The sequence below is a fragment of the Salmonella enterica subsp. diarizonae genome, from assembly GCF_008692785.1.
In the GTDB taxonomy this organism is placed as follows: Bacteria; Pseudomonadota; Gammaproteobacteria; order Enterobacterales; family Enterobacteriaceae; genus Salmonella; species Salmonella diarizonae.
This window is the reverse complement of sequence record NZ_VXJV01000001.1, coordinates 440,363-467,325: the sequence shown is the minus strand read 5'-3', so window position 1 is coordinate 467,325 and position 26,963 is coordinate 440,363. Positions and strand designations below refer to the sequence as shown.

Sequence of the window (26,963 nt, the reverse complement as noted above, 5' to 3'; positions counted from 1 at the left end):
AATGACGACGCTGACAGAAGACGATGTGCTTGAGCAACTGGACGCTCAAAATAATTTACTTTCGTTTATGACGACGGCACATACCATTTTGCTCCAGGGCATTAAGCGCTTTCTGCCGTCGTTGTTTGTCGATAATGATGAAGAGATTGTGGAATATGCCGTGAAGCCGCTACTCGCCCAAAGCGGGCCGCTTGACGATATCGACGTTGCATTACGTCTGATTTATGCGCTGGGGAAAATGGATAAATGGCTCTACGCTGACATCACCCATTTTTCTCAGTTTTATCAGTACCTGCATGAACAAGACGCGATTCCCGGTTTTGCCGACGACATTACCTGGGACTTCATCAGTAACGTTAACTGTATTACCCGTAATGCGCCCTTATATAGCGCGCTGGAGTCGATGAAGTTTGCCGACTTCGCCGCGTGGTCTGAGGTGCGTTTTACCGGTATGGTCAAGACGGCGATGGCGCTGGCGGTAACGACAATTTTAAAGGAATTAACGCCGTGAAAATCGCATTGACGGTTAATGGGCTGCACGTTGAAGCACATTATCATGATGATGAAATAGAAAAGGTTCACAAGCCCTTATTGCAACAACTGGCTAAAATACATGCCGCTAAACCTGAGCGCCGTACCATCGTTTTTCTTAGCGCGCCGCCTGGCACAGGCAAATCCACGCTGACCACCTTCTGGGAATACCTCTCTCGTCAGGATGCTGACCTGCCGGAAATTCAAACGCTTCCCATGGATGGTTTTCATTACTATAACCGCTGGCTGGAGGCGCATCATTTACGTGCCTGTAAAGGCGTGCCGGAAACTTTTGACGTCGATAAGCTGGCGGAAAATCTGCGTCAGGTGCGGGCTGGCGAGGCGACCTGGCCGCAGTACGACCGACAGCGGCACGACCCGGTGGAACACGCTGTTGTCGTCACGGCGCCGATCGTGATTGTGGAAGGAAACTGGCTCCTGCGGGATGACGACAGATGGCGCGCGTTAGCGGAGTTTTGCGATTTCTCATTATTTATTCGCGCCCCGGCGGAAACCTTACGCGCCCGGTTGATTGGACGCAAACTGGCGGGAGGATTATCACAGGCGGAGGCGGAAACCTTTTATGAACGCACCGACGGCCCGAATGTGCGCCGGGTACTGGAAAGTAGTCTGCCAGCCGATCTCATGCTGGAAATGACCCCTACGGGCGAATATCGGATGGCGCGTCCTTAATGATGTTACGCGGCGTTATCGCGCCATTATGCAATCGTACCACCCTTGAAAAATGACGCTGGGTAAACGCAGCGTCATGGCTAATCGCCGCGACGCAGGTTCCCCGCGCCCGGCATGTCGCCAGCCAGTGCTCAAATACGGTTAGCCAGTGGGCGTCAAAATCCCGGCTGGGTTCATCCAGCAATAACACAGGCGGCGCCATCGCCTCCAGACTGGCTACCGCCACCATCCTGCGCTGCGCGGCGTGCAGATCAAGCGGATGCGCCTCGGCGACGTCCATTAGCTGGCATAACCGCAGCGCGGCCTGGGTGCGCCGTGAAATTTCCTCTGCCGATAAGCGTTGTAGTTTCAGCCCAAAAGCGACCTCTTGTGCGACATTGCTGTGGAAAATCTGGTTTTCCGCTTCCTGAAAGAGTACGCCGATAGCGGCGGCGCGTTGACGATTTTTAAGCTGCGCAATCGGTTCTCCATTCAGCGTTACCGAGCCGGAAGTGGGGGAAAGCAGGCCGGCCATAATCCGTAACAGCGTCGATTTTCCCGCGCCGTTATCGCCGGTCAACGCCAGCCACTCGCCGTCATGAAGTTCAAGCGAGATAGCGTGCAAACAGTCGGCTGCGGCATCCGGCCAGCGATAAGCGACCTGATTTAACGTCAACATAATGGGGTTAGCGCTCCGTCGCGCAATTGCCATACCCGCTGGCATCGCGTCAGAAAAGGAAAATGATTACGTTCAAAAAGCACAATGAGAGAATGACGTTCCAGCGCCCACTGTTGTAGCCGTTCCAGCAGCGTCCCGGTAGCGACTGATGTCAGCCGACTGAAGGCTTCATCAAGAACTAATAGTCTGGGCTGCATGGCAAGCGCGCTGGCAATCACTACCCGCTGCGTTTCGCCGCCGGAGAGCGTGCCGGGATGGCGATGGCGTAACGACTGGCAGTTTGTCAGGGTCAGCGCCTCGTCAATGCGCCGTAGAATTTCCGCTTCATGGAGGCCGAGGTTCTCCGGGCCAAACGCCACCTCTTCCTCTACGCTAAAGGTACAGCCGGAAAGCTGTAAATAAGGCGACTGCTGCACCAACTGGATGGTGGGCGACTGTTCTACCAGCGAGAGCTGCCCGATAGGGACGCCAAGCAGTAAGCCTGTGCCGTCAATATCGCCGGGAAGATAATCCGGATACCAGCCTGCCATCAGTTGCGCCAGCGTACTTTTTCCGCTGCCGTTATCGCCGACTATCGCCACCATTCCGGGCGTTGAATAGTGGAAATCAAAACATGCCGGCGGGCGTGTCGCATCGGACGGAAGATAACGAAACTGCTCTAACGTAACCATATCCACACTCCCGCTTCCGCCAGTATCAGCAGTACCATTCCATACCGCGCAACCCGTTGTAACACGCTATCTTTCGGTGCCCACAGCGTGGTTCGGGTACGATGCAGCCGAAATCCTCGCATATCCAACGCCGCGCCGCGTATCGCCAGATCGTTAAGCGCATTTTGCGTAAGCGGCACGATCAGCGCAGGTATCGCCCGTAGCCGCTGATACCAGCCTTCATCCAGCGGCACGCCGCGCGCGCGTTGGGCTTCATGAACGATCGCCAGTTGTCGTTTGAGCTGTTCGACGACCAGCAACGGGCCAGCGAACAGATAAGCGATGCCGGGCGGCAGACGTGAAGCAAACAGGGCGCGAATAAACCGCTGAACCGGCACATATTGCATCCATAGCTGCGACGTTGACACGATCGCCAGCAGGCGTAGCCATAGCGTAACGGCATATATCCAGCGTTGCGGAGCGCGAGGCTGCCCGCTTATCCATTCCGTTAGCCAACCGCCATGTACCAGCCATAGCCCAACCCCTAAAGACAGCATCAGCCAGGCGACATACTTCGCCCGCTGCCGCGTTGATTTCGACGCTAACAGACAGAGGAAGGTTGCCGCGCTATAAACCGGGAGCACGGTCTGCGCAGGGAGTAGCAGCGTGGTGCAGGCCGCCAGCGCCCATAAGGTTAACGAGGTAAACGGATGCATTTAGCGTACGGCTGACATCGCAGGAAAATGCCGTGTAGTACGTAACGGTAGCTGACGCAGCAGCCCCCAAACGATAATCGCGGTCAGAATTTTATCGACCAGATTGGCACCTATGACGGTAATCGCGACAGACTCTACCAGGTTTTGGCCCATTGAATGCATCTAGGCGACGAATAAATCGGCGCCACTACCGGTAACGCCGCCAAAAAGCGCGGTACGAAGTGGGACTGCGACCAGCGTCACCGCTAACGTAATGACGACGCCGCTGGCGACCACTTTTGGCAGGGTACGAAACCAGCCTGCGCGCGCCAGCCACCCGGCGACCAGGCCGATAACCATCGCTACCGGGGCAAACGCGGCAGCGATAGGGTCGGTAAGCAGCCCCCACAGCAAGTTGGTCAGAAGCCCAGTCAACATGCCGATTACCGGCCCTAACAGCACCGCGCTAATTAAGGTGCCGATCGAGTCGAGAAAAATAGGCAGCTTCAACATGCTAATAAGCTGTCCGCCAATCATATTGATGGCAATAGCGATGACAATCAAAACCAGAGACTGGCTGGAAAACGGGCGACGCGCCATAAAGTACCTCTTAAAGAGTCGTCAATTAACGGGAAGAAATATGCAGTTCGTCATAACCGGAAATGGCGCACGGTTGACGGCTGAACGTCAGCGCTGGCAACTCGCCGATAATCAGTTCCAGCGTGGTACGCACGGTACACCCCGGCATCATATGACCGCCGAGCATTGCCCCGTAGGGATCTGATACCGCGAGATGCAGATGCTCGCCGGTCAGTTCAAGCGTGCCGTTTAGCGAGATAACTTCAAATGTGCCGGTGAGCGACGTGGTCGCCTCTTGCCCGGCATAACGCAGCGCAACGTCGGTCAGACTGCCGGTACACCCAGCTATCCAGGCGGCGTGTAATTGGTTCTGTTGCACAAAGGCGTGTAATTGGGAAAACACTTCCTGGCCGGGAAGCAGACGAAGCGCGTAAAAGCGCGCTGTAGAGGCGTTGTGGTGAGATGCAGTCATCGTTACAGGACTCCGAGACTCGGACGTGGCGCTGATAATATAGACGCTGGCGACAGCGCTTTCTGATATAAATCAGTATTTGTGACGCGACGATGAAAAGATCTGGCGGGCGTACTGGTGATTCTTAAATACGGAATAAATTGCAGCGTAAGCGGCCATGAAATGTGATGCAGGTCAGATTACTGTCTTCTTCGACTGGACAAACATTCCTTTTATTCCCCGTTTCGCTTATTCTAGCTGAAGCGTTTCAGTTAATTAAATGTTCGACAATTAACCAATCAGTCGCAGTTTGCGACAGGTGAGGTTTTACTCGACGATGAGCTGCATTACTCTGTCAGCCTCATCTGAATCGGGATAGCCTTGCAGGAGACCTATGACCGTACGCATAGCGATTAATGGCTTTGGTCGCATCGGGCGTAACGTGGTTCGTGCTTTGTATGAATCCGGACGTCGGGCGGAAATTACCGTGGTGGCCATCAACGAGCTGGCGGATGCCGCAGGCATGGCGCATTTGTTGAAATATGATACCAGCCACGGGCGTTTTGCATGGGAGGTTCGCCACGAGCGCGAGCAGCTTTTTGTCGGCGACGATGTCATTCGTATTCTGCATGAACGAACGTTGGCGGATCTGCCGTGGCGCGAACTGGGCGTGGATGTCGTGTTGGATTGTACGGGCGTATATGGCAACCGGGAGCATGGCGAGGCGCATATTGCCGCTGGCGCGAAGAAAGTGCTCTTTTCTCATCCGGGCAGCAACGATCTTGACGCCACCGTCGTTTTTGGCGTGAACCAGAACCAACTGCTTGCGGAACATCGTATTGTCTCAAACGCATCCTGTACCACGAATTGCATAATTCCCGTCATTAAATTGTTGGATGATGCTTACGGCATCGAGTCTGGTACCGTCACGACGATCCACTCCGCGATGAACGATCAGCAGGTGATCGACGCGTATCATTCCGATCTGCGGCGCACGCGCGCGGCCAGCCAGTCGATTATCCCGGTAGATACAAAACTGGCGGCAGGCATTACGCGTATATTCCCGCAGTTTAACGATCGTTTTGAGGCGATTGCCGTGCGCGTTCCCACCATTAATGTGACGGCGATCGATTTAAGCGTGACGGTGAAAAAACCGGTAAAAGCCAGTGAAGTCAACCAGTTGCTGCAAAAAGCAGCACAAGGTGCATTTCATGGTATAGTTGACTATACGGAATTACCGTTGGTCTCGATAGATTTTAACCACGACCCGCACAGCGCCATTGTTGATGGCACGCAAACCCGGGTCAGTGTCGCCCACCTGATCAAGACCCTGGTCTGGTGCGATAATGAATGGGGCTTTGCTAATCGGATGCTCGACACCACGTTAGCGATGGCCGCAGTTGGTTTCAGGCTCGACGCGTAAGCGCCGACAAAACTTTAAGAATCATTGAGAGGATTCACCATGTCTGTAATTAAGATGACCGATCTGGATCTGGCCGGGAAACGCGTTTTTATCCGTGCGGATCTGAACGTACCTGTTAAAGAAGGTAAAGTGACCAGCGATGCGCGTATCCGCGCTTCTCTGCCAACCATCGAACTGGCTCTGAAACAGGGTGCGAAAGTGATGGTAACTTCCCACCTGGGTCGTCCTACCGAAGGCGAGTACAACGAAGAATTCTCTCTGCTGCCGGTTGTTAACTACCTGAAAGAAAAACTGTCTAACCCGGTTCGCCTGGTCAAAGATTACCTCGACGGCGTTGACGTGGCCGAAGGTGAGCTGGTGGTTCTGGAAAACGTTCGCTTTAACAAAGGCGAGAAGAAAGACGACGAAGCGCTGTCTAAAAAATATGCTGCCCTGTGTGACGTATTCGTGATGGACGCCTTTGGTACTGCGCACCGCGCGCAGGCTTCTACCCACGGTATCGGCAAATTCGCTGACGTCGCATGCGCAGGCCCGCTGCTGGCCGCTGAACTGGATGCGCTGGGTAAAGCGCTGAAAGAACCGGCTCGTCCGATGGTGGCTATCGTTGGTGGTTCTAAAGTGTCTACCAAACTGACCGTTCTGGATTCCCTGTCTAAAATCGCTGACCAGCTGATTGTTGGCGGCGGTATCGCCAACACCTTCGTTGCCGCTCAGGGCCACAGCGTTGGTAAATCCCTGTACGAAGCAGACCTGGTTGACGAAGCAAAACGTCTGCTGACTACTTGCGATATCCCGGTTCCGGCCGATGTTCGCGTTGCCACCGAGTTCTCCGAAACCGCACCGGCGACCCTGAAATCCGTTAACGACGTGAAAGAAGACGAGCAGATCCTGGATATCGGCGATGCTTCCGCTCAGCAACTGGCTGAAATCCTCAAGAATGCCAAAACCATTCTGTGGAACGGCCCGGTTGGCGTGTTTGAGTTCCCGAACTTCCGTAAAGGGACTGAAATCGTGGCGAATGCGATTGCAGACAGCGAAGCCTTCTCTATCGCTGGCGGCGGCGATACCCTGGCGGCAATCGACCTGTTCGGCATTGCTGACAAAATTTCCTACATTTCTACTGGCGGCGGCGCATTCCTCGAATTCGTGGAAGGTAAAGTTCTGCCAGCCGTAGCGATGCTCGAAGAGCGCGCTAAGAAGTAATCGTTACGGGCAGGGATTCCTGCCCGTTGATTTATCGCCGATCTGACATTCAGGGCGGCCCGTGTTTTTTCCCAAAGCCCGACGATACAGGACAACGAAACATGTCTAAAATTTTTGATTTCGTAAAACCAGGCGTGATCACTGGTGATGACGTACAGAAAGTGTTCCAGGTAGCAAAAGAAAACAATTTTGCTCTGCCGGCAGTTAACTGCGTGGGCACTGATTCCATCAACGCTGTTCTGGAAACCGCTGCAAAAGTTAAAGCGCCGGTCATCGTTCAGTTCTCCAACGGCGGCGCTTCCTTCATCGCGGGTAAAGGCGTGAAAACTGACGTACCTCAGGGCGCGGCAATCCTGGGCGCTATCTCTGGCGCGCATCACGTTCACCAGATGGCTGAACATTATGGCGTTCCGGTTATCCTGCACACTGACCACTGCGCGAAGAAACTGCTGCCGTGGATCGACGGTCTGCTGGACGCGGGTGAAAAACACTTTGCGGCTACCGGTAAACCGCTGTTCTCTTCTCACATGATTGACCTGTCTGAAGAGTCTCTGCACGAAAACATCGAAATCTGCTCCAAATACCTGGCGCGCATGTCCAAAATTGGCATGACTCTGGAAATCGAACTGGGTTGCACCGGTGGTGAAGAAGACGGCGTGGACAACAGCCACATGGACGCTTCTGCCCTGTACACCCAGCCGGAAGATGTTGATTACGCGTACACTGAGCTGAGCAAAATCAGCCCGCGTTTCACCATTGCCGCTTCCTTCGGTAACGTACACGGCGTTTACAAGCCGGGTAACGTGGTTCTGACCCCGACCATTCTGCGTGATTCTCAGGACTATGTTTCTAAGAAACACAACCTGCCGCACAACAGCCTGAACTTCGTTTTCCACGGCGGTTCCGGTTCTACTGCTCAGGAAATCAAAGACTCCGTAAGCTACGGCGTAGTGAAAATGAACATCGATACCGATACCCAATGGGCAACCTGGGAAGGTGTTCTGAACTACTACAAAGAAAACGAAGCGTATCTGCAAGGTCAGTTGGGCAACCCGAAAGGCGAAGATCAGCCGAACAAGAAATACTATGACCCGCGCGTATGGCTGCGTGCTGGCCAGACTTCGATGATCGCTCGTCTGGAAAAAGCATTTAAAGAACTGAACGCGATTGACGTTCTGTAATATAGTCTGCTGATTGAAATGGCTTCCCTCGGGAAGCCATTTTTTTATCGCCATTCCCGGAGAGCGGCGTTAGTGCTTTCATCCGGCCTATCTTTTTTTGGATGATGCCGAAAAATGGCATATTCCTCTGTTTTTGTTTACCTTTAAAAAGTTCTTTTCGTGAGAATGATCTCAATTGCTTGTTTTGCTATGACCAAGGAATATTGAATGGAAGATTTGAATGTTGTCGACAGCATAAATGGTGCGGGCACCTGGCTGGTACGCAACCAGGCGTTATTGCTCAGCTATGCTGTGAATATTGTTGCGGCTCTTGCCATTATCATCATTGGGTTGATTGTAGCGCGCGTGATCTCCAATACGGTAAATCGTCTGATGCGTGCGCGTCATATTGATGCGACAGTGGCCGACTTTCTTTCTGCGTTGGTGCGCTATGGGGTTATCGCTTTTACGCTGATTGCAGCTCTGGGTCGCGTGGGGGTTCAAACCGCCTCGGTTATTGCCGTACTGGGCGCTGCCGGTTTAGCCGTTGGCCTGGCATTACAGGGATCGCTCTCTAACCTCGCCGCTGGGGTATTGCTGGTTATGTTCCGTCCGTTCCGCGCCGGTGAGTATGTCGATTTGGGCGGCGTTGCCGGTACGGTACTGAACGTGCAAATCTTTTCCACGACAATGCGCGCGGTAGACGGCAAAATTATTGTGATTCCGAATGGCAAAATTATCGCGGGAAATATCATCAACTATTCTCGTGAGCCAGTTCGCCGTAACGAATTCATTATTGGTGTGGCCTACGATTCTGATATCGATCAGGTAAAACAACTGCTAACGACGATTATCGAGTCCGATGCTCGCATTTTAAAAGATCGCGAAATGACGGTGCGTTTGAATGAGCTGGGCGCGTCATCGATTAATTTTGTGGTGCGTGTCTGGAGTAAAAGCAGCGACCTGCAAAATGTCTACTGGGACGTGCTGGAACGTATTAAACGTGAATTCGACGCCGCTGGTATTAGCTTCCCGTACCCGCAGATGGACGTCAATTTTAAACGCGTGAAAGATAACGCCGCGGAGTAATTTTCCTCCCGCGATACCTGCCGGCGCTGCGCTTATCCGCCTCCAGTATTCTCTGGTTGTAGAGTGGATAAGTGTAGCTGCCATCCGCCATTCAGTCTCTTTATTAGCTTTTCTTATTAATGATTAAAATTATCAATTTCCGCTAATAATATTCCCGCGCTATAGTCTGCCTTTAAGAAAAACAGCTCAGGGTAGTTAACGTGATATCTTATTATTTTCAAGGGCTTGCCCTTGGTGCCGCCATGATCCTTCCGCTTGGCCCGCAAAATGCGTTTGTGATGAATCAGGGAATTCGTCGCCAGTACCACCTCATGATAGCGCTGCTTTGCGCGTTAAGTGATTTAGTCCTGATTAGCGCCGGTATTTTTGGCGGCAGCGCGTTGCTGATGCAGTCGCCGTGGCTGCTGGCGCTGGTCACATGGGGCGGGGTCGCGTTCTTGTTATGGTACGGTTTTGGCGCGCTAAAAACGGCAATGAGCAGTAATCTGGAGCTGGCCAGCGCCGAGGTTATGAAGCAGGGGCGCTGGAAAATTATTGCTACGATGCTGGCGGTAACGTGGCTGAATCCGCACGTTTATCTGGATACGTTTGTTGTGTTGGGCAGTCTCGGCGGGCAACTGGCTATGGAGCCAAAGCGCTGGTTCGCCCTCGGCACGATTAGCGCGTCGTTCTTATGGTTTTTTGGACTGGCGCTACTGGCGGCCTGGCTTGCGCCTCGACTGCGTACGGCGAAAGCTCAACGTATTATCAACATTCTGGTTGGGGTGGTGATGTGGCTTATCGCCTTCCAGCTAGCGCGGGAAGGCGTCGCGCATATGCACGCGCTTTTCAACTAAGCGTTGTCTGATGGACAACAGGCTGATATCCGCTAAGCTTGCCTGCATGCGCCCTGTATATCAGGGCAATGACTGCAATATGGAGGAGAGACTGTGAAGTTCAAAGTGATGGCCCTGGCGGCATTAGTGGGTTTAAGTGCAATGTCGGCGCAGGCAAGCGAACTGCCGGAAGGCCCGCACATCGTGACTTCCGGTACGGCAAGCGTCGATGCTGTGCCTGATATCGCCACCTTAGCGATTGAAGTGAATGTCGCGGCGAAGGATGCGGCGACGGCGAAGAAGCAGGCTGATGAGCGCGTGGCGCAATATCTTTCCTTCCTGGAGCAAAATCAGATTGCGAAAAAAGACATTAGCGCGGCGAATCTGCGCACGCAGCCGGATTATGATTACCAAAACGGTAAAAGCATTCTGAAAGGGTATCGCGCGGTGCGAACCGTCGAGGTGACGCTGCGTCAGTTAGATAAACTCAATTCGCTGCTGGACGGCGCGCTGAAGGCGGGTCTGAATGAGATTCGTTCGGTATCGCTGGGCGTGGCGCAACCGGACGCCTATAAAGACAAGGCCCGCAAAGCCGCCATTGATGACGCGATTCATCAGGCGCAGGCGCTGGCAGCCGGTTTCCACAGCAAGCTGGGTCCGGTTTACAGCGTTCGCTACCATGTTTCTAATTATCAGCCGAGTCCGGTGGTGCGAATGATGAAAGCCGCAGAGGCTGCGCCAGTATCCGCGCAGGAAACTTACGAGCAGCCGACCATTCAGTTCGACGATCAGGTCGATGTGGTATTCCAGCTTGAACCTGGAACAGAGCGGACGCCGGCAACGGCCGCCAGCGCGCAGTAATCTCGCCCGGCCTGGGCGTGCTTCCAGGCCGCGTTTCTCCCCAATGTTCTTGTCGTTTTTGTGTGAGCAACTGTAAAACTGCGACCTGGCATCCAGTCTTTTTTTCCCGTTGAAAGAGGATAGACCATAGTGATTTTCTGAGGTGACTATGGATATCTTTATTTCTAAAAAAATGCGTAATTTCATTCTGTTGGCGCAGACCAATAATATTGCCAGGGCGGCGGAGAAAATTCACATGACGGCCTCGCCTTTCGGTAAAAGCATCGCCGCGCTGGAGGATCAAATGGGCTATACGCTGTTTACCCGTAAAGATAACAGTATCAGCCTGAATAAAGCGGGGCAGGAACTTTATCAAACACTCTTTCCCATCTATCAACGTTTGTCGGCCATCGATAATGAGATTCATAACGCGGGGCGCCGTTCACGTAACATCGTGATAGGCATTGATAATACGTATCCAACCATTATCTTCGATCAGTTGATTAGCCTGGGCGACAAATATGACGGCGTGACGGCGCAGGCCATCGAATTCAGCGAAAATGGCGTAATTGATAATCTGTTCGACAGGCAACTCGACTTTATTATTTCGCCTCAGCATGTATCGGCGCGTGTGCAGGATCTGGAAAATTTGACGATTAGCGAGCTGCCGCCGTTACGTCTTGGCTTTCTGGTTTCCCGGCGGTATGAAGACAAGCAGCCGCAGGCGCTGCTGCGTGAACTGCCCTGGCTGCAAATGCGTTTCCAGAACCGGGCCAATTTCGAAGCGATGCTGGATGCCTACATGCGACCCTGCGGCATCAACCCTACCGTGATTTACCGTCCTTACAGTTTTATGGCCAAGATAAGCGCGGTGGAGCGCGGTCAGTTCCTGACGGTCATTCCGTATTTCGCCTGGCGACTGGTGAATCCGGCAAAACTGAAATATTTTGATGCGCCGCACAGCCCAATGTACATGCAGGAATATCTTTATTCATTGAAAAACCATCGCCATACCGCCACGATGCTCCGGCATATCGCCGAAGATCGCGACGGGGACGAACTAACCGAGCATTGATCCGGTTTCCAGCAGGTTACGATGAAGATCAAAAGCGTGACTGAGGTCGTGGTGAATATGACCACCGGGCGCGTTTTCCAGATAACGGCGCAAATAGTCGCGGTAAAGCGGGTGCGCGCAGCGATCAATAATGGTATGTGCGCGTTGCAGAGGAGAGAGTCCGCGTAGATCGGCAATGCCTTGCTCGGTAATGATCACTTTAACGCTGTGTTCGCTGTGATCGACATGGCTGCACATCGGCACAATGGTGGAAATTTTTCCTCCTTTGGCCACGGACGGCGCCATAAAGAGAGAGAGGTAAGCATTACGCTCAAAATCGCCGCTGCCACCGATACCGTTCATCAGATTCACGCCGGCGACATGAGTGGAGTTGGCATGTCCATAGATGTCAAACTCCAGGCCGACATTCAGCGCAATAACGCCAAGCCGCCGGATAATTTCTGGATTATTGGAGATCTCTTGCGGACGCAGCACGATACGACTGGCGAAGAAATCCATATTATCGTAAATCTTTTGCAGCGAGTCGGCGGAAACCGTCAGGCTGGAGGCGCTGGCGCCAGTGATTTTGCCTGTCTCCAGCAGATGCACCACAGACTCCTGCAACACTTCGGAATACATCATAAAGGACGGAATATCCGGGTTTTCGCCAAGTCGCGCCATCACCGCATTGTTGATGTTGCCCACGCCGCTTTGCAGCGGTAAAAATTCTGCCGGGATGCGCCCCTGCGCCATCTCATTAAGCAGAAACGTAACCACATTATCGGCAATCTGCTGGCAGATGGGGTTGGCGTTATCCAGCACGTTGCCAGCATCGGGAAGATTCGTTTCTACCACCGCGACAATTTTGCGCGGATCGATCTGTACGTACTGATGACCTACCCGATCCAGCGCATGAAAAATAGCGACGCTGTTGCGCCGCGGCGGTGCGCCGGGAATGACGATATCGGCCAGTTCGGCGACGCGCGGGTTATGATAGTGATTCAGTTCGATGATCACTTTTTGGGCCCGCAGCAGCCAGGTCGGCGCATTGCCGATACCGCTGGATAGCCAGACGCGCCCATCGCTGGTAATGGCTGTGGCTTCGATAACGGCCACGTCGATGTCGCCAAAAAAGCCGTAGTTAACCATCTGCGCGACTTCGCTCAGATGCAGATCGACAAACTTTACCTGCCCCTGATTAATTTTTTGGCGCAGGCCGGTTGAGGTCTGATAGGGCGCACGCCAGGAGACCGCATCAGCCTCCGACAGCGCATCGTCGGCGGCGGCGCTGATAGACGCGCCCGTTAATAATCGAATCTGAAAAGGCTGCCGCATTTGGTGCAGCGCATTGGCGCGTCTGGCGATCGCGGCAGGCAGCGCTTTGGGCGAACCGGCGGGGGTAAAGCCGCTGAACGCCACCATATCGTTATGCTGAATGATTTCCGCCGCGTCATCGGCGCTCATTGTTGGCCAGGAGACTTTCATCGCGTGATCCTCACCCTCAGTGCCCCACGAAATGGGGCTTACGTTTTTCCAGAAAAGCGTTCATTCCTTCCTGATAATCCTCGCTGTCATAAACGGCGCGCCGCATTCCCTGGATGCGTTCAAACTCATCAGAATTCATGGTGTGCGCTTCGCCCAGCACCCGCAGTTCTTCTTTTATCACCGCTATGGCCAACGGCGCTTTTTCTGAAATATGGTGCGCCATTTGTAACGTGAAATCTTCCAGTTCGTCGGCTTCAACAACATGGTTAAGAATGCCGACCGCCAGCGCGCGCTGGGCAGTAATTGGCGACGCGGTAAAAATTAGCTCCTTAACGATATGGAATCCCGCATCGCGGATCAGGTTATGAATGCCGACCAGGTTGTACGGTACGCCAAGATTCACCGGCGTCATGGAGAAAGTGGAAGTGCTGGCGGCGATGATCAGATCGGAGCTCATGATCATCTCAAACGCGCCACCCCAAACGCTGCCCTCTACCATCGAGATCACCGGCTTGGGATACTTCTGGATCAAGCGGGTGATCTGACGTAGCGGATCGTCATAAGACAGCGGATCGCGCCGTCCGCTGGGCAATTCATGAATATCATGGCCTGCGGAAAAGACTTTTGCGCCGCTGGGCGCGCGCAGAATAATGCAGCGAATTTCTGGACGATTAAGATCGCTTAGCGCTTGCATCAGATCATCAATAAAGACTTTGCTCAGGGCGTTAAGTTTACGGGCATAATTGAATTCAATGACCGCGACTTTTTGAATAATAACGACATTAACATATTGATAAGACATAATAATCTCTTTATTGAAAGTAATGATTCTGTAGAAATTCGCTAATGCGCCGCAGACCGGTGCGCGGTGAAAGATCGTTGCTTTTCACAGCCTGCAACGTGTGCTGGAAATAGCGCGCAAAATCGGGGCGGGCAAACAGCATATGCAACGTCTGTTCTTTCGTTTGTTGCTGTAACCAGTGAAGCGCCTGCTGACGGCGTACCTGCTCCAGACGGCCGCTGGCGGCAAGGGTAGAGCGGAAATCACAGAGGGTTTGCCATACCTGGTCGACTCCGCGATTTTGCAGGGCGCTACAGGTTAGAACCTGCGGCTGCCATTCGGCATACTTGCGGCGCAGGATATGCAGCGCGCTTTCATACATATGGCGGGCGATAGCCACATTGCCGCGATTATCGCCATCATCCTTATTAATGACGATCAGATCCGCCACCTCCATAATGCCTTTTTTAATCCCCTGCAGATCATCGCCGCCACCGGCGATCTGTAGCGCAATAAAACAGTCCACCATATTGGCGACTTCCGTTTCCGACTGGCCAACGCCTACGGTTTCGACGATGACGATGTCATAGCCTGCCGCTTCGCACAGCAGTATCAGCTCTCGCGCGCGCAGACAGGCACCGCCCAGATGTCCGCCGGAAGGGACGGGACGAATAAACGCCGCGTCCGATCGCGAAAGCGCTGTCATTCGGGTTTTATCGCCGAGAATACTGCCGCCGCTTACCGGGCTGCTGGGATCGACGGCAATAACTGCCACGCGTAAGTTCTGGCGAATCAATAACATGCCGAAGGCTTCCAGAAATGTGCTTTTTCCGGCGCCTGGCGTTCCGGTGATCCCCAGCCGCAGAGCGTTACCGGTAAAAGGCATAATGGCATCCAGCAGGCGCGCGCTAAGTTCCTGATGACGAGGATGGCTGCTTTCTATCAGCGTCATCGCTTGCGCGAGCGTGGCGCGATCGCCTTGACGCAGGCGCGTGACGGCGTCTATCAGCGTGGTATCGTTAATCATGATGCTGACTAATCCGGGTCAGAACATCGCGTACGCTCTCCAGCATCGGCGTGCCGGGACCATAAATTGCCGCCACGCCATGTGCTTTAAGGAAAGCGTAGTCCTGCGGCGGGATCACGCCGCCCGCCACCACGCAGATGTCTTCGCGGCCCCATTTTTTGAGTGCTGCCACCAGCTCCGGAATTAATGTCTTATGACCGGCTGCCAGCGATGAGGCGCCTATGACATGAACGTCATTTTCCACCGCCAGGCGGGCGATCTCGTCTGGGGTAGAGAACATAGGGCTGAGATCGACATCGAAACCGAGATCGGAATAGGCGCTGGCGATCACTTTTGCTCCGCGATCGTGGCCGTCCTGGCCCATTTTGGCGATCAGGATGCGCGGACGGCGCCCTGTGTCAGCGAGAAATTGCTGAGTTTGCGCAACAATGGCATCAAACTCACCGGCAGACTTATCGGACTGATGATAGCTTTGCGCAATCACGCCGGTAACGCACTGGCTGGGCACCAGATAGCGATCAAACGCCGCTTCCAGAGCATCGGAGATTTCCCCCAGCGTGGCGCGAACGCAGGCGGCCTCGACGGCGGCGGCCAGCAGGTTTTCATGATGCTGCGCCGCGTGAGTCAGCGCTTCCAGAGCAGCTTTCACCGCACGGTTATCGCGAGTAGCGCGGATGCGTTTCAGCGCGGCGATCTGCTCGTTGCGCACCTTCACGTTATCAATTTCCAGTACTGCCGTTTCGTCTTCTTTTTCCAGCTTGTATTTGTTGACGCCGACGATAACGCGTTCGCCCTGGTCGATGAGCGACTGTTCGCGGGCGGAGGCTTCTTCGATCATCCGCTTCGGTAATCCAGCCTCGATCGCCTTCGCCATGCCGCCCGCCTTGTCGATCTGTTTGATAATCGCTCTGGCTTGCTTGACGATCTGATCGGTGAGTGACTCGACGTAATATGAGCCCGCCAGCGGATCGACGGTGCGGCAGATCGCCGACTCTTCCTGAATAATGATCTGCGTATTACGGGCGATACGCGCCGAAAAGTCGGTCGGCAGGCCGAGCGCTTCATCAAAGGCGTTAGTATGCAGAGACTGGGTGCCGCCAAGCGTGGCGCCGAGCGCTTCAATGGTGGTGCGAATGACGTTGTTATAAGGGTCTTGCTCGGTCAGGCTCCAGCCGGAGGTCTGGCAATGGGTACGTAGTGCCAGCGATTTGGGATTGGTCGCGCCGAAACCGCTCACTGCTTCGCTCCACAGATAGCGTGCGGCGCGCAGCATGGCAACGTTCATAAACAGGTCCATACCGATACCGAAAAAGAACGACAGGCGCGGAGCGAAATCATCAATTTTCAGCCCGGCGGAAAGGGCGGCTTTAATGTATTCGATACCGTCCGCCAGGGTAAATGCCACTTGTTGCACGCAGTTCGCGCCAGCTTCGCCCATGTGATAGCCGCTGATGCTGATAGTGTTAAAGCGCGGCATGTTCCCGGAACACCAGGCGATGATGTCGGCGATAATACGCATGGACGGTTTTGGCGGATAGATATAGGTGTTACGGCACAGATACTCTTTCAAAATGTCGTTTTGTATTGTCCCGGTGAGCTGTTCAGGCGCGACGCCTTGCTCCTGCGCTGCGACGATATAAAACGCCATTATCGGCAATACTGCGCCGTTCATCGTCATTGATACTGACATCTTATCCAGCGGGATCTGGTCGAACAGCACTTTCATATCTTCGACGGTATCAATCGCCACGCCGGCTTTACCGACATCGCCCGCCACGCGCGGGTTATCAGAGTCATAACCACGGTGGGTCGCCAGATCAAAAGCGACAGAAAGGCCTTTTTGCCCGGCGGCGAGGTTGCGACGATAAAAGGCGTTGGACTCTTTGGCGGTGGAGAATCCGGCATACTGACGAATGGTCCATGGCTGGGCGGTGTACATGGTGGCGCGTGGACCACGCACGTAAGGCGGCAGGCCGGGCAGCGTACCGGTGACTTCCAGATTATCAAGATCGGCTTCGGTATACAGCGGTTTAACGGCAATGCCCTCCGCTGTTTGCCGTATCAACGATTCGACGGTTTTTTCCCGTCGGCTTAGCTCCTTATTGGCGAGCGTTTGCCACGCCTGTAAATTAGCCATTTTTCGCTCCGTATTACGCAATGAAAATGAAGATTTGCTAATACGGTGAGCGTTTTGAATCGCCTTGTCGCCTGCAAAAAATAGCCAACGGCGCGTCGTTTTTTGCCGCCTGAATGTAATGATTTTGTGATGAATTTCAAAGAAGTGATGGGGGAATAATGGGTCATGCAGGCCGGATAAGGCGTTCACGCCGCCATCCGGCATTAATAAGAAAGGCTAATCCTGACGCAGCACCTTGTGCCCGTACTCCAGCAGCGCGTCGGTCACTTTGCGCATCATCCGGCTTTCCGGGGCAAAACGGTGCCAGTAAAGCATCCGGCGTTGTAGCAAACCGGGCGTTAAGTTGATCAACTCGCCGCTTTCCAGCTCTTTCTCAATCTGCAGGTGAGGGATCATGCAGCAGGTCGTGCCCTGCCGCGCAAGCTGTACAAAAGCTTCGGATGAATTAACGATATGGCACGGCACGCTGCCGGGCGGCAGATCGAAATTCTGTTGCAAAAAGGCCTGATGCATATCATCCAGATGGTCGAACGCGACGGCAGGCGCTTTCAGCAGGGACGAACGGGTAACGCCGTTGGGGAAATAGCGCTCGGCAAACGGTTTTGACGCGACAAACAGATAGTCGAGCGCGCCCAGTTTGTCCACCAGGCAACTGGGCAGCGCCTGATGCTGGATACTCACCGCGCCCACCACCTCGCCGCGACGCAGACGTTCTTGCGTGCGCGTTTCATCTTCCACCTGTAAATTGAGACGGATAGGGGAGTCCGCCAGCACCGGCGCCAGCGCCGGAAGCAGCCAGGTCGCCAGACTGTCGGCGTTAACCGCCAGCGACAGCAGCAGCGGCGTAGAACCGGTTTGTTCATCGCCCAGCCACTCTTCTTCCAGCAGTTCAACCTGACGCAGCAGAGCCAGTAATTTTTGCCCTTGTTCCGTGGGGCGAGGAGGAACGGTACGCACCAACAAAGGTTGTCCGAACATATTCTCAAGCTGTTTTATGCGCTGTGAGACGGCGGATTGCGTGATGCACAGTTTCTGGGCGGCGCGCTCGAATCCTCGTTCACGTATAACGGCATCCAGCGCCTGTAGTGTTCTGTAGTCCGGACGTTTCATTGTTGTGTCGTGCTCCTGATATTTTTTTCCGCACTATGACATAAATTTGCCGTCGGTACAGATGAAATCCGTAGCCTGTGTACGGACACGGAGATTTTTCCCGACAATGTTCTATAATGCGGCTGAATTTTCACACCACAGGCGAAACGATCTATGACGCAGGATGAACTGAAAAAAGCGGTAGGATGGGCGGCACTTCAGTATGTACAGCCCGGCACCATTGTGGGCGTTGGTACAGGCTCAACGGCCGCACACTTTATTGATGCGCTGGGCACAATGAAAGGCCAGATTGAAGGCGCGGTCTCCAGCTCGGACGCCTCGACTGAAAAACTCAAAGGCCTCGGTATTCATGTGTTTGATCTCAACGAAGTGGATAGCCTGGGCATCTATGTCGACGGCGCGGACGAAATCAACGGTCATATGCAGATGATCAAAGGCGGCGGCGCGGCATTAACCCGTGAGAAAATTATTGCTTCCGTGGCGGAGAAATTTATCTGTATTGCGGATGCCTCTAAACAGGTGGATATTCTTGGCAAATTCCCATTGCCGGTCGAAGTGATTCCGATGGCGCGCAGCGCGGTCGCTCGTCAACTGGTGAAGCTGGGCGGGCGTCCGGAGTACCGTCAGGGCGTGGTCACGGATAACGGCAACGTGATTCTGGATGTTTATGGTATGGAAATCCTTGATCCCATCGCGCTGGAAAATGCCATTAACGCGATTCCGGGCGTCGTGACCGTGGGGCTGTTCGCCAACCGTGGCGCCGATGTTGCACTGATTGGCACGCCGGACGGGGTGAAAACCATCGTAAAATAATCCCGCAAGGCGCATTTCCTGCCGCGTAAAAAATTCGGTCAGGGCAAATTTGGTGACATGTATCACGTTTAATCGTTTGCCCTGCCGATCTCTCCAAAGAAAAAGTTATTCCTGGCATTTTCATCTGCTATTTCCCGCTGTATGCGATTCCTTCAGGACGCTGGCGCAAACGTTCATATTGCCGCGATAATTTTTTTTGATATGTTGAAGGACGGATGCAAATCCACACACAACATCAGATGGCAAAAAAGACAGGATCGGGGAAATGGCAAAGGTATCGCTGGAGAAAGATAAAATTAAATTTCTGCTGGTTGAAGGGGTGCATCAAAAGGCGCTGGAAAGCCTTCGTGCGGCAGGTTACACCAACATTGAATATCACAAGGGCGCGCTGGACGCTGAACAGTTGAAAGCGTCCATCCGCGATGCCCACTTCATCGGTCTGCGATCCCGTACTCATCTGACAGAGGAAGTGATTAATGCCGCAGAGAAGCTGGTGGCGATTGGCTGTTTTTGCATCGGCACCAACCAGGTGAATTTAAATGCGGCGGCAAAACGCGGTATTCCGGTCTTTAACGCGCCATTCTCGAATACCCGTTCCGTGGCGGAGCTGGTGATTGGCGAGCTATTGCTGCTGCTGCGCGGCGTGCCGGAAGCGAACGCCAAAGCGCACCGCGGCGTATGGAATAAACTGGCGGCGGGATCGTTCGAAGCGCGCGGCAAAAAGCTTGGCATTATCGGTTACGGCCATATCGGGACGCAGTTGGGCATTCTGGCGGAATCGCTGGGGATGCATGTCTATTTCTATGATATTGAAAATAAACTGCCGCTCGGTAATGCAACTCAGGTACAGCACCTGTCTGAATTGCTGAATATGAGTGATGTGGTCAGTCTGCATGTACCTGAAAACGCCTCTACCAAAAATATGATGGGCGCAAAAGAGATTGCCCTGATGAAGCCCGGTTCGCTGCTGATTAACGCCGCGCGCGGTACGGTGGTGGACATCCTGGCTTTGTGCGACGCGCTGGCGACGAAACATCTGGCGGGGGCGGCTATCGACGTCTTCCCGACGGAGCCGGCCACTAATAGCGATCCGTTTACCTCTCCGCTGTGCGAATTCGATAACGTGATCCTGACGCCGCATATCGGCGGCTCGACGCAGGAGGCGCAAGAAAACATCGGTCTGGAAGTTGCAGGAAAACTGATTAAGTATTCGGATAACGGCTCGACGCTTTCCGCCGTGAACTTCCCGGAAGTGTCGCTGCCGCTGCACGGCGGTCGTCGTCTGATGCACATTCATGAAAACCGTCCGGGCGTATTGACCGCGCTTAACCAGATCTTTGCCGAGCAGGGCGTTAATATTGCCGCGCAGTATCTGCAAACCTCCGCCCGAATGGGGTATGTGGTGATTGATATAGAAGCCGATGGCGATGTGGCGGAGAAAGCGCTGCTGGCGATGAAGGCGATTCCGGGCACCATTCGCGCCCGTCTGCTGTACTGATTTTACCCTTCACGGGCAGGTCGTCGGTCTGCCCGAACTTTTCCGCTGTTTCCCTGCCTGGTTGAACCTTTTGTAACGTATACATTCTGTTTTCGAGCTTGGCCGCAATGGGTGATTAAAGGCTTTGCCGTGCATTGTGTGTGAGAAAAAGAAACTTACGATAGGGGTCAGCACTGGGCTGAAACGGAAAGGCCCCTACCGAAGCAGGAGCTATGAAAGGAAAGGGACAATGATGAGGTACGTCATCATACTGCTGATACTGTTAATCATCGCTACGCCAGCATATTAACAGCACAAACGCAGGAGGGAGGTTCGCCTCCCTCACCCTTTACCGACGAATTTAGGTCAAAAAAACGACGCTGTCAATCAGGAGAATGGGCCTGCCAGGTCCACACCTTTGACGGCGTCACTACCGCAGGTAGAGGGATATCCCACTCTTCAACCGGCAGTTTTTCGACGCGCTGGCAATCGTGCGTATAGCCGACCGGTGTCAAACCATAAGACTGCCAGTTTTGTAGCGTACGGTCATAAAAACCGCCACCCATACCCAGACGCTGTCCGTCGTCGTCAAACGCCACTAACGGCGTCACCAGCACATCCAGTTGGGAGAGCGGTAAAACGTCGCGCACATCCAGCTTAGGCTCCTGAATTTTCAGACGATTGGTTACCAGTTCGCTGTGCGGATGGTAATGCAAAAACAGCAAATTACCAGCGCTGAATGGATGCAGTACCGGTAAGTAAACCCGTTTTCCTGATAACCAAAGCTGTTCTATCAGCGGCTGGGTGTCGAGTTCGCCGTCAAAGGAGAGAAACACGGCGACAGTGTGCGCCATCACGACAGGAGGAAAACTGAGCATTCTGGCGGCGGCCTGTTGACCAAAGCGGCGTTGCTGCTCTGGCGTCAGCGCACGGCGACGTTGCCGAATCACTCGGCGGATTTCTTGTCGTGATAAAGAGAGTTCAGGAAGTTGCATCATGGCTGTCGCCAGTCAGAAGGGGAATCTCCGAGATGCCGCCGCAGGCTGTAACCCTTGAACCCTTGGTTCAAGGTGAATGTGTCGTCACAGTTTTAAGGCTTCTCGGACGAACCGAGCATGCTCACCAACCGCGGAGCGCCACATTCTTGTGGTATGAAATATCGGCTCAGGGGACTGGCCCGCTTGCAAACATCTCAGAGAAATTCTGTTTTCACAATCACTTTACCATAGTAAAGCGAAAAGTGTTATTCAAAGTTTTGGCCCGTTTTTTCGGTTATGCGACCCTGATCAAGCAACGCCTGTTCGATGGTCTGTTGTAGCATCCGAATACGTTGTTCCATGCTCGCCGCGTAGTCGCGGGTCTTCGCTTTTTCCTGAGTTAACTCATAGCTGATATTCAATGCGGCAATGAAAACCAACTGCTCAGTATTTGTGACTCTAGTGCGAACTTTCAGATCTTGCAACCGCTGATTCAGATCGTCCGCAGCCTGATTCAACGCATCCCTTTGGTCAGGCGGGCAATTCACTCGCAGTGAACGGCCAAATATTTGGATATCGACGGGTTGTGCAGACATGCCACCTTCCTGCTGATTGACTGCGCTGCCTTCGTCTCCAGACCCAGGGTCCGCGAAGGGGCGACACTATAGCTACCCTGGTGTGAAGATACAAGCCCTTTTCTGGTTCACCAGGGTCCAAAGTGGTAGCATACCATGAATATCCTCCCTTTGATGACGAATGCTTATGTCTATACAGAACGAAATGCCTGGTTACAACGAAATGAACCGGTTTTTGAATCAACAAGGGGCCGGTCTGACCCCGGCTGAAATGCATGGTTTAATCAGCGGGATGATTTGCGGCGGCAACAACGACAGCTCATGGCAGCCGCTGCTTCACGACCTGACGAACGAAGGTTTGGCCTTCGGGCATGAGCTTGCTCAGGCGCTGCGCAAAATGCACGCGGCGACCAGCGACGCGCTGGAAGACGACGGCTTTCTTTTTCAGCTTTATCTGCCTGAAGGCGACGATGTCAGCGTGTTTGATCGCGCGGATGCGTTAGCCGGGTGGGTTAACCACTTTTTGCTTGGCCTCGGCGTAACGCAGCCTAAACTTGATAAAGTCACCGGCGAAACGGGTGAAGCGATTGACGACCTGCGTAATATTGCGCAGCTTGGTTATGATGAGAGCGAAGATCAGGAAGAGCTGGAGATGTCGCTCGAAGAGATTATCGAATATGTCCGTGTTGCGGCGCTGTTATGTCATGACACTTTCACGCGCCAACAGCCGACTGCGCCGGAAGTGCGTAAACCGACGCTACACTAAGAAAAAACGAAATGGAGGCCATGTCATGACTCAGCAGGAATACCAACGTCGTCGCCAGGCATTACTGGCGCAAATGCAGCCCGGCAGCGCCGCGCTGATCTTTGCCGCGCCGGAGGCGACGCGTAGCGCAGACAGTGAATATCCGTATCGCCAGAGTAGCGACTTCTGGTATTTCACCGGTTTTAACGAACCGGAGGCCGTGCTGGTACTGATTAAGAGTGATGACACCCACAACCACAGCGTTTTGTTCAACCGCGTTCGCGACCTGACGGCGGAAATCTGGTTTGGTCGCCGTTTAGGGCAGGATGCCGCGCCGGAAAAACTGGGCGTTGACCGGGCGCTGGCGTTTAGCGAAATCAACCAGCAACTCTTTCAATTGCTTAACGGTCTGGATGTGGTGTACCACGCGCAGGGCGAATATGCGTATGCCGACGAGATTGTTCTGGCTGCATTGGAGAAGCTGCGTAAAGGCTCCCGCCAGAATCTGACCGCGCCGGCCACCATGACTGACTGGCGACCTATCGTCCATGAGATGCGCCTGTTCAAATCGCCGGAAGAGATTGCGCTCATGCGCCGCGCCGGGAAAATTAGCGCGCTGGCGCATATCCGCGCGATGGAAAAATGCCGTCCGGGGATGTTTGAGTATCAGTTGGAGGGTGAAATTCACCACGAATTTAATCGCCACGGCGCGCGCTATCCCTCCTATAACACCATTGTCGGCAGCGGCGAAAATGGCTGTATCCTGCATTACACTGAAAACGAAAGTGAAATGCGCGACGGCGATTTAGTGCTTATCGACGCGGGCTGTGAATATAAAGGTTACGCGGGTGACATCACGCGTACTTTCCCGGTGAACGGGAAATTTACGCCAGCTCAGCGTGAAATTTATGACATCGTTCTGGAATCGCTGGAGACCAGCCTGCGACTGTTCCGTCCTGGTACCTCTATTCAGGAGGTGACCGGCGAAGTAGTGCGCATCATGATAACCGGGCTGGTGAAGCTGGGGATTTTGCAAGGAGAGGTTGATCAACTGATTGCCGAAAACGCGCATCGTCCCTTCTTTATGCATGGCTTGAGCCACTGGTTGGGGCTGGATGTTCACGATGTCGGCGTTTATGGGCCGGATCGCTCCCGCATCCTGGAGCCGGGCATGGTGCTGACCGTAGAGCCAGGCCTCTATATCGCGCCGGATGCCGACGTGCCGGAAGCGTATCGCGGCATTGGCGTTCGAATTGAAGATGACATTGTCATTACCGAAACCGGTAATGAAAACCTGACCGCAGGCGTTGTGAAGAAGGCGGATGACATTGAAGCGTTAATGGCGGCGGCGCGGCAGCAATGAGCGTCATTATCGTTGGCGGCGGCATGGCAGGCGCGACGCTGGCGCTGGCCATCTCTCAGTTCAGTCATGGGACGTTGCCGGTACATCTGATTGAAGCGAAAGCGCCTGAAGCCGACGGTCATCCCGGCTTTGACGCCAGAGCGATCGCGCTGGCGGCGGGGACTTGTCAGCAACTGGCGCGAATTGGCGTCTGGCAGGCGATTTCCGATTGCGCAACGGCAATCAACACCGTACACGTCAGCGATCGCGGCCATGCCGGATTTGTGACTCTCGACGCGCAGGATTACAGCCTGGCGGCGTTGGGTCACGTTGCGGAGCTGCATGATATCGGGCTGCGTCTGTTTGCGCTCTTGCGTAAAGCGCCGGGCGTTACGCTGCACTGCCCGGAGCGCGTAGCCAGCGTGTCGCGTACTCAGCAGCAGGTTAACGTCACTCTGGAAAACGGCAATGTGATAGCTGGCAGCGTTCTGGTGGCGGCTGACGGTACCCACTCCGCGCTGGCGTCAGCCTGCGGCGTTGACTGGCTTCAGGAGCCTTACGAACAGTTAGCGGTGATAGCGAATGTCGCGACCGCTATCCCGCATCAGGGACGCGCCTTTGAACGTTTTACCCCCCATGGCCCGCTGGCGATGTTGCCGATGTCGCACGGCCGATGTTCGCTGGTTTGGTGCCACCCGCTCGACCAGCGCGATGAGGTGCTGAGCTGGTCTGACGCGCAGTTCTGTCATGCGTTGCAGGCCGCGTTCGGCTGGCGTCTGGGGCGAATTACTCAGGCGGGTAAGCGCAGCGCGTATCCGCTTGCCCTTACTACGGCGGCGAAAGCGTTTACTCACCGGGCTGTCATGGTCGGAAATGCGGCGCAGACGTTGCATCCTATCGCAGGACAAGGGTTTAATCTCGGTCTGCGCGATGTCATGAGTCTGGCGGAAACGCTGGTCGCGGCACAGGACGCGGGCGAGGATATTGGCGCCTGGCACGTGTTATCGCGCTATCAGCAGCGTCGTCAGGTTGACCGGGATACGACGATTGGCGTAACGAACAGTCTGGTCCATCTGTTTGCAAATCGTTGGGCGCCGCTGGTTATTGGGCGCAATATTGGTTTAATGGCGATGGAATTATTACCACCTGCGCGCGATGCGCTGGCACAGCGTACGCTTGGCTGGGTCGCGCGATAAGTTAACCGTAAGCCGCCATCCGGCAGGCGCTGTACAAGCCCTGATGGCGTTTCGCTTATCAGATCTACGAAAGGCGTCATTTTACCAGGAGTAAATAGTGCAAAGTGTTGATGTAGCAATAGTTGGCGGAGGCATGGTGGGACTGGCTGTCGCCTGCGGCTTGCAGGGGAGCGGTTTGCGCGTTGCGGTACTGGATCACGTTGTCCCCCAGCCGTTGGCGAACGATGCGCCGCCTCAGCTTCGGGTGTCGGCGATTAATGCCGCCAGCGAAAAACTGCTTACCCGTCTTGGCGTATGGTCAAACATTGTGGCGCGGCGGGCAAGTTGCTACCACGGTATGGAAGTCTGGGATAAAGACAGCTTTGGCCGTATTACGTTTGATGACGCAAGCATGGGATATAGCCATCTGGGGCATATTGTTGAAAACAGCGTCATTCACTACGCACTATGGCAAAAAGCGCAGCAAGCAGCGGATATCACCTTAATGGCGCCAGCGGAGTTACAGCAGGTCGCCTGGGGAGAGAACGATGCCTTCCTGACTTTAAAAGACGGCGCGATGTTAACCGCGCGTCTGGTGATTGCCGCGGATGGCGCTAACTCCTGGCTGCGTAACAAAGCGGATATTCCCTTAACCTTCTGGGACTACCGACACCATGCGCTGGTAGCGACTATCCGCACCGAAGAGCCGCACGGCGCGGTTGCTCGCCAGGTGTTTCATGGTGAAGGTATTCTGGCGTTTTTGCCGTTAAGCGATCCGCATCTGTGTTCCATTGTCTGGTCGCTTTCTCCGCAGGATGCGGAGCGTATGCAACAGAGCGGCGACGAAGCGTTTAACCAGGCGTTGACTATCGCCTTCGATAATCGGCTGGGCTTATGCCGCGTGGAAAGCGAACGACAGGTCTTTCCTCTGACGGGCCGCTATGCTCGCCAGTTTGCCGCGCATCGTCTGGCGTTGGTCGGCGATGCTGCACACACCATCCATCCGCTGGCGGGGCAAGGCGTCAACCTCGGCTTTATGGACGCGGCCGAACTGGTGGACGATCTGCGCCGTCTTCAGCGCCAGGGCAAAGACATTGGCCAACATCTTTATCTTCGTCGTTATGAGCGTAGCCGTAAACATAGCGCGGCGATGATGCTGGCCGGGATGCAGGGTTTTCGTGACCTGTTTGCCGGAGAAAACCCGGCAAAAAAATTGCTGCGCGACATCGGGCTGAAACTGGCCGATACGCTCCCCGGCGTCAAACCCCAACTGCTTCGCCAGGCGATGGGGTTAAACGACCTTCCGCAATGGCTTCGTTAAGCGTTTGACTGCACGCCGGCAAGAGTTTGAAACCCGTCACACTTTGCTTTCCCGGCTATCGTGCCGGGGGGCTATCCTCATTTGAAATAATCTAATTTCACCGCTTATTTCGCATTATATTTTCTAATGTCACCATTTTTAGCTAACGCGATTTTCG

At 54.2% G+C, this 26,963-nt stretch carries 26 protein-coding genes, 1 other RNA gene and 1 pseudogene; 15 read left to right on the top strand and 13 right to left on the bottom strand.

Annotated features, from left to right (window positions below; genetic code table 11):
- The first annotated feature begins 1 nt into the window (after nt 1).
- Together F4V72_RS02270 and F4V72_RS02265 are read left to right on the top strand one after the other, a co-directional pair.
- Nucleotides 2-511: an MltR family transcriptional regulator gene (locus tag F4V72_RS02270; protein WP_023247124.1), complete on the top strand. Its 510-nt coding sequence runs from the start codon at nt 2-4 to the stop codon at nt 509-511.
- Complete coding sequence (locus tag F4V72_RS02265) at nt 508-1,224, top strand: nucleoside/nucleotide kinase family protein (RefSeq protein WP_136058007.1); 717 nt, start codon at nt 508-510, stop codon at nt 1,222-1,224. Before F4V72_RS02270 ends, F4V72_RS02265 begins: the two co-directional genes overlap by 4 nt.
- On the opposite strand, the gene F4V72_RS02260 is transcribed toward F4V72_RS02265, so the two are convergent.
- From F4V72_RS02260 to F4V72_RS02240, 5 genes and pseudogenes are all read right to left on the bottom strand, one after another.
- A complete protein-coding gene (locus F4V72_RS02260; RefSeq protein ID WP_023247126.1) occupies nt 1,193-1,882 on the bottom strand; it encodes an energy-coupling factor ABC transporter ATP-binding protein in 690 nt (229 codons plus the stop codon). The genes F4V72_RS02265 and F4V72_RS02260 overlap by 32 nt on opposite strands.
- Nucleotides 1,876-2,553, bottom strand: coding sequence for an ABC transporter ATP-binding protein (locus F4V72_RS02255; RefSeq protein WP_023247127.1), 678 nt, complete (start codon nt 2,551-2,553; stop codon nt 1,876-1,878). The genes F4V72_RS02260 and F4V72_RS02255 overlap by 7 nt, the downstream gene beginning before the upstream one ends.
- Nucleotides 2,541-3,248 (bottom strand): energy-coupling factor transporter transmembrane component T, encoded by a 708-nt coding sequence (locus F4V72_RS02250; protein ID WP_053508135.1) that lies wholly within the window; start codon nt 3,246-3,248, stop codon nt 2,541-2,543. The genes F4V72_RS02255 and F4V72_RS02250 overlap by 13 nt, the downstream gene beginning before the upstream one ends.
- Nucleotides 3,249-3,827 (bottom strand): annotated as a pseudogene (locus F4V72_RS02245) (ECF transporter S component). It abuts the gene before it with no gap.
- Nucleotides 3,828-3,852: 25 nt separating this feature from the next.
- Nucleotides 3,853-4,278 (bottom strand): PPC domain-containing DNA-binding protein, encoded by a 426-nt coding sequence (locus tag F4V72_RS02240; protein ID WP_070802120.1) that lies wholly within the window; start codon nt 4,276-4,278, stop codon nt 3,853-3,855.
- A gap of 373 nt (nt 4,279-4,651) precedes the next feature.
- On the opposite strand from F4V72_RS02240, the gene epd reads away from it, so the two are divergent.
- From epd to srsR, 7 genes are all read left to right on the top strand, one after another.
- The gene (gene epd, locus F4V72_RS02235; RefSeq protein WP_136058008.1) at nt 4,652-5,680 is read left to right on the top strand and encodes an erythrose-4-phosphate dehydrogenase; all 1,029 of its coding nucleotides are present in this window, start codon (nt 4,652-4,654) and stop codon (nt 5,678-5,680) included.
- 39 nt (nt 5,681-5,719) lie between these two features.
- Nucleotides 5,720-6,883, top strand: a complete 1,164-nt coding sequence (pgk, locus tag F4V72_RS02230) for a phosphoglycerate kinase (protein WP_121768107.1) — start codon at nt 5,720-5,722, stop codon at nt 6,881-6,883.
- 101 nt (nt 6,884-6,984) lie between these two features.
- The gene (gene fbaA, locus F4V72_RS02225) at nt 6,985-8,064 is read left to right on the top strand and encodes a class II fructose-bisphosphate aldolase (RefSeq protein ID WP_000034386.1); all 1,080 of its coding nucleotides are present in this window, start codon (nt 6,985-6,987) and stop codon (nt 8,062-8,064) included.
- A 207-nt stretch (nt 8,065-8,271) separates the two neighbouring features.
- Nucleotides 8,272-9,132: a small-conductance mechanosensitive channel MscS gene (locus F4V72_RS02220; RefSeq protein WP_085347488.1), complete on the top strand. Its 861-nt coding sequence runs from the start codon at nt 8,272-8,274 to the stop codon at nt 9,130-9,132.
- Between the two features lie 200 nt (nt 9,133-9,332).
- Nucleotides 9,333-9,968, top strand: coding sequence for an arginine exporter ArgO (argO, locus tag F4V72_RS02215; RefSeq protein WP_000626876.1), 636 nt, complete (start codon nt 9,333-9,335; stop codon nt 9,966-9,968).
- A 93-nt stretch (nt 9,969-10,061) separates the two neighbouring features.
- Nucleotides 10,062-10,808, top strand: a complete 747-nt coding sequence (locus F4V72_RS02210) for an oxidative stress defense protein (RefSeq protein WP_070802117.1) — start codon at nt 10,062-10,064, stop codon at nt 10,806-10,808.
- Nucleotides 10,809-10,956: 148 nt separating this feature from the next.
- Nucleotides 10,957-11,862, top strand: a complete 906-nt coding sequence (srsR, locus tag F4V72_RS02205; RefSeq protein WP_023247136.1) for a LysR family transcriptional regulator SrsR — start codon at nt 10,957-10,959, stop codon at nt 11,860-11,862.
- Here the strand turns inward: srsR and F4V72_RS02200 are convergent.
- The 5 genes from F4V72_RS02200 to argP form a co-directional block, all read right to left on the bottom strand.
- The gene (locus F4V72_RS02200; protein ID WP_023247137.1) at nt 11,848-13,326 is read right to left on the bottom strand and encodes an acetyl-CoA hydrolase/transferase family protein; all 1,479 of its coding nucleotides are present in this window, start codon (nt 13,324-13,326) and stop codon (nt 11,848-11,850) included. The genes srsR and F4V72_RS02200 overlap by 15 nt on opposite strands.
- A 16-nt stretch (nt 13,327-13,342) precedes the next feature.
- On the bottom strand, nt 13,343-14,128 hold the full coding sequence (gene scpB / locus F4V72_RS02195; RefSeq protein ID WP_023247138.1) for a methylmalonyl-CoA decarboxylase: 786 nt from the start codon (nt 14,126-14,128) through the stop codon (nt 13,343-13,345).
- A 10-nt stretch (nt 14,129-14,138) separates the two neighbouring features.
- Nucleotides 14,139-15,134: a methylmalonyl Co-A mutase-associated GTPase MeaB gene (gene meaB / locus F4V72_RS02190; protein ID WP_023247139.1), complete on the bottom strand. Its 996-nt coding sequence runs from the start codon at nt 15,132-15,134 to the stop codon at nt 14,139-14,141.
- Nucleotides 15,127-17,271 (bottom strand): methylmalonyl-CoA mutase, encoded by a 2,145-nt coding sequence (gene scpA / locus F4V72_RS02185; protein ID WP_136058009.1) that lies wholly within the window; start codon nt 17,269-17,271, stop codon nt 15,127-15,129. Before scpA ends, meaB begins: the two co-directional genes overlap by 8 nt.
- 216 nt (nt 17,272-17,487) lie before the next feature.
- The gene (gene argP / locus F4V72_RS02175) at nt 17,488-18,381 is read right to left on the bottom strand and encodes a DNA-binding transcriptional regulator ArgP (RefSeq protein WP_000828345.1); all 894 of its coding nucleotides are present in this window, start codon (nt 18,379-18,381) and stop codon (nt 17,488-17,490) included.
- Nucleotides 18,382-18,534: 153 nt separating this feature from the next.
- Here argP and rpiA point away from each other — a divergent pair, with 153 nt between their 5' ends.
- Nucleotides 18,535-19,194, top strand: a complete 660-nt coding sequence (gene rpiA, locus F4V72_RS02170; RefSeq protein WP_000189739.1) for a ribose-5-phosphate isomerase RpiA — start codon at nt 18,535-18,537, stop codon at nt 19,192-19,194.
- A 265-nt stretch (nt 19,195-19,459) separates the two neighbouring features.
- Nucleotides 19,460-20,692 carry a phosphoglycerate dehydrogenase gene (gene serA / locus F4V72_RS02165; RefSeq protein WP_136058011.1) on the top strand — a complete coding sequence of 411 codons (1,233 nt, stop codon included), beginning with the start codon at nt 19,460-19,462 and terminating at the stop codon, nt 20,690-20,692.
- Between the two features lie 362 nt (nt 20,693-21,054).
- Here serA and F4V72_RS02160 read toward each other — a convergent pair whose 3' ends face one another.
- The 3 genes from F4V72_RS02160 to zapA form a co-directional block, all read right to left on the bottom strand.
- Entirely contained in the window at nt 21,055-21,669 is a 615-nt protein-coding gene (locus F4V72_RS02160) for a 5-formyltetrahydrofolate cyclo-ligase (RefSeq protein ID WP_053508132.1), read from the bottom strand.
- Nucleotides 21,670-21,689: 20 nt separating this feature from the next.
- Nucleotides 21,690-21,873, bottom strand: a non-coding RNA gene (ssrS, locus tag F4V72_RS02155) — 6S RNA.
- Between the two features lie 41 nt (nt 21,874-21,914).
- Nucleotides 21,915-22,244 carry a cell division protein ZapA gene (gene zapA, locus F4V72_RS02150; RefSeq protein WP_001276011.1) on the bottom strand — a complete coding sequence of 110 codons (330 nt, stop codon included), beginning with the start codon at nt 22,242-22,244 and terminating at the stop codon, nt 21,915-21,917.
- 166 nt (nt 22,245-22,410) lie between these two features.
- Between zapA and F4V72_RS02145 the strand changes: the two genes are divergently transcribed.
- The 4 genes from F4V72_RS02145 to ubiI all read left to right on the top strand — a co-directional run bounded on the left by F4V72_RS02145 (nt 22,411) and on the right by ubiI (nt 26,806).
- Entirely contained in the window at nt 22,411-22,989 is a 579-nt protein-coding gene (locus F4V72_RS02145) for a YecA family protein (protein WP_000027236.1), read from the top strand.
- 25 nt (nt 22,990-23,014) lie between these two features.
- A complete protein-coding gene (pepP, locus tag F4V72_RS02140) occupies nt 23,015-24,331 on the top strand; it encodes a Xaa-Pro aminopeptidase (RefSeq protein ID WP_088759674.1) in 1,317 nt (438 codons plus the stop codon).
- Nucleotides 24,328-25,506, top strand: coding sequence for a 2-octaprenyl-6-methoxyphenyl hydroxylase (gene ubiH, locus F4V72_RS02135; RefSeq protein WP_136058012.1), 1,179 nt, complete (start codon nt 24,328-24,330; stop codon nt 25,504-25,506). Before pepP ends, ubiH begins: the two co-directional genes overlap by 4 nt.
- 97 nt (nt 25,507-25,603) lie before the next feature.
- On the top strand, nt 25,604-26,806 hold the full coding sequence (gene ubiI / locus F4V72_RS02130; RefSeq protein ID WP_058114565.1) for an FAD-dependent 2-octaprenylphenol hydroxylase: 1,203 nt from the start codon (nt 25,604-25,606) through the stop codon (nt 26,804-26,806).
- The last annotated feature ends 157 nt before the right edge of the window (nt 26,807-26,963 follow it).

Excerpts from the sequence above, each read along its gene's own strand:
- fbaA (WP_000034386.1), top strand. The coding sequence starts at position 6,985 with ATGTCTAAAATTTTTGATTTCGTAAAACCAGGCGTGATCACTGGTGAT.
- pepP (WP_088759674.1), top strand. The coding sequence starts at position 23,015 with ATGACTCAGCAGGAATACCAACGTCGTCGCCAGGCATTACTGGCGCAA.
- ubiH (WP_136058012.1), top strand. The coding sequence starts at position 24,328 with ATGAGCGTCATTATCGTTGGCGGCGGCATGGCAGGCGCGACGCTGGCG.
- F4V72_RS02240 (WP_070802120.1), bottom strand. The coding sequence starts at position 4,278 with ATGACTGCATCTCACCACAACGCCTCTACAGCGCGCTTTTACGCGCTT.
- epd (WP_136058008.1), top strand. The coding sequence starts at position 4,652 with ATGACCGTACGCATAGCGATTAATGGCTTTGGTCGCATCGGGCGTAAC.
- F4V72_RS02250 (WP_053508135.1), bottom strand. The coding sequence starts at position 3,248 with ATGCATCCGTTTACCTCGTTAACCTTATGGGCGCTGGCGGCCTGCACC.
- scpB (WP_023247138.1), bottom strand. The coding sequence starts at position 14,128 with ATGTCTTATCAATATGTTAATGTCGTTATTATTCAAAAAGTCGCGGTC.
- argP (WP_000828345.1), bottom strand. The coding sequence starts at position 18,381 with ATGAAACGTCCGGACTACAGAACACTACAGGCGCTGGATGCCGTTATA.
- srsR (WP_023247136.1), top strand. The coding sequence starts at position 10,957 with ATGGATATCTTTATTTCTAAAAAAATGCGTAATTTCATTCTGTTGGCG.
- F4V72_RS02255 (WP_023247127.1), bottom strand. The coding sequence starts at position 2,553 with ATGGTTACGTTAGAGCAGTTTCGTTATCTTCCGTCCGATGCGACACGC.
- F4V72_RS02200 (WP_023247137.1), bottom strand. The coding sequence starts at position 13,326 with ATGAAAGTCTCCTGGCCAACAATGAGCGCCGATGACGCGGCGGAAATC.
- F4V72_RS02220 (WP_085347488.1), top strand. The coding sequence starts at position 8,272 with ATGGAAGATTTGAATGTTGTCGACAGCATAAATGGTGCGGGCACCTGG.
- rpiA (WP_000189739.1), top strand. The coding sequence starts at position 18,535 with ATGACGCAGGATGAACTGAAAAAAGCGGTAGGATGGGCGGCACTTCAG.
- scpA (WP_136058009.1), bottom strand. The coding sequence starts at position 17,271 with ATGGCTAATTTACAGGCGTGGCAAACGCTCGCCAATAAGGAGCTAAGC.
- zapA (WP_001276011.1), bottom strand. The coding sequence starts at position 22,244 with ATGTCTGCACAACCCGTCGATATCCAAATATTTGGCCGTTCACTGCGA.
- F4V72_RS02145 (WP_000027236.1), top strand. The coding sequence starts at position 22,411 with ATGTCTATACAGAACGAAATGCCTGGTTACAACGAAATGAACCGGTTT.
- F4V72_RS02270 (WP_023247124.1), top strand. The coding sequence starts at position 2 with ATGACGACGCTGACAGAAGACGATGTGCTTGAGCAACTGGACGCTCAA.
- F4V72_RS02260 (WP_023247126.1), bottom strand. The coding sequence starts at position 1,882 with ATGTTGACGTTAAATCAGGTCGCTTATCGCTGGCCGGATGCCGCAGCC.
- F4V72_RS02160 (WP_053508132.1), bottom strand. The coding sequence starts at position 21,669 with ATGATGCAACTTCCTGAACTCTCTTTATCACGACAAGAAATCCGCCGA.
- serA (WP_136058011.1), top strand. The coding sequence starts at position 19,460 with ATGGCAAAGGTATCGCTGGAGAAAGATAAAATTAAATTTCTGCTGGTT.
- meaB (WP_023247139.1), bottom strand. The coding sequence starts at position 15,134 with ATGATTAACGATACCACGCTGATAGACGCCGTCACGCGCCTGCGTCAA.
- pgk (WP_121768107.1), top strand. The coding sequence starts at position 5,720 with ATGTCTGTAATTAAGATGACCGATCTGGATCTGGCCGGGAAACGCGTT.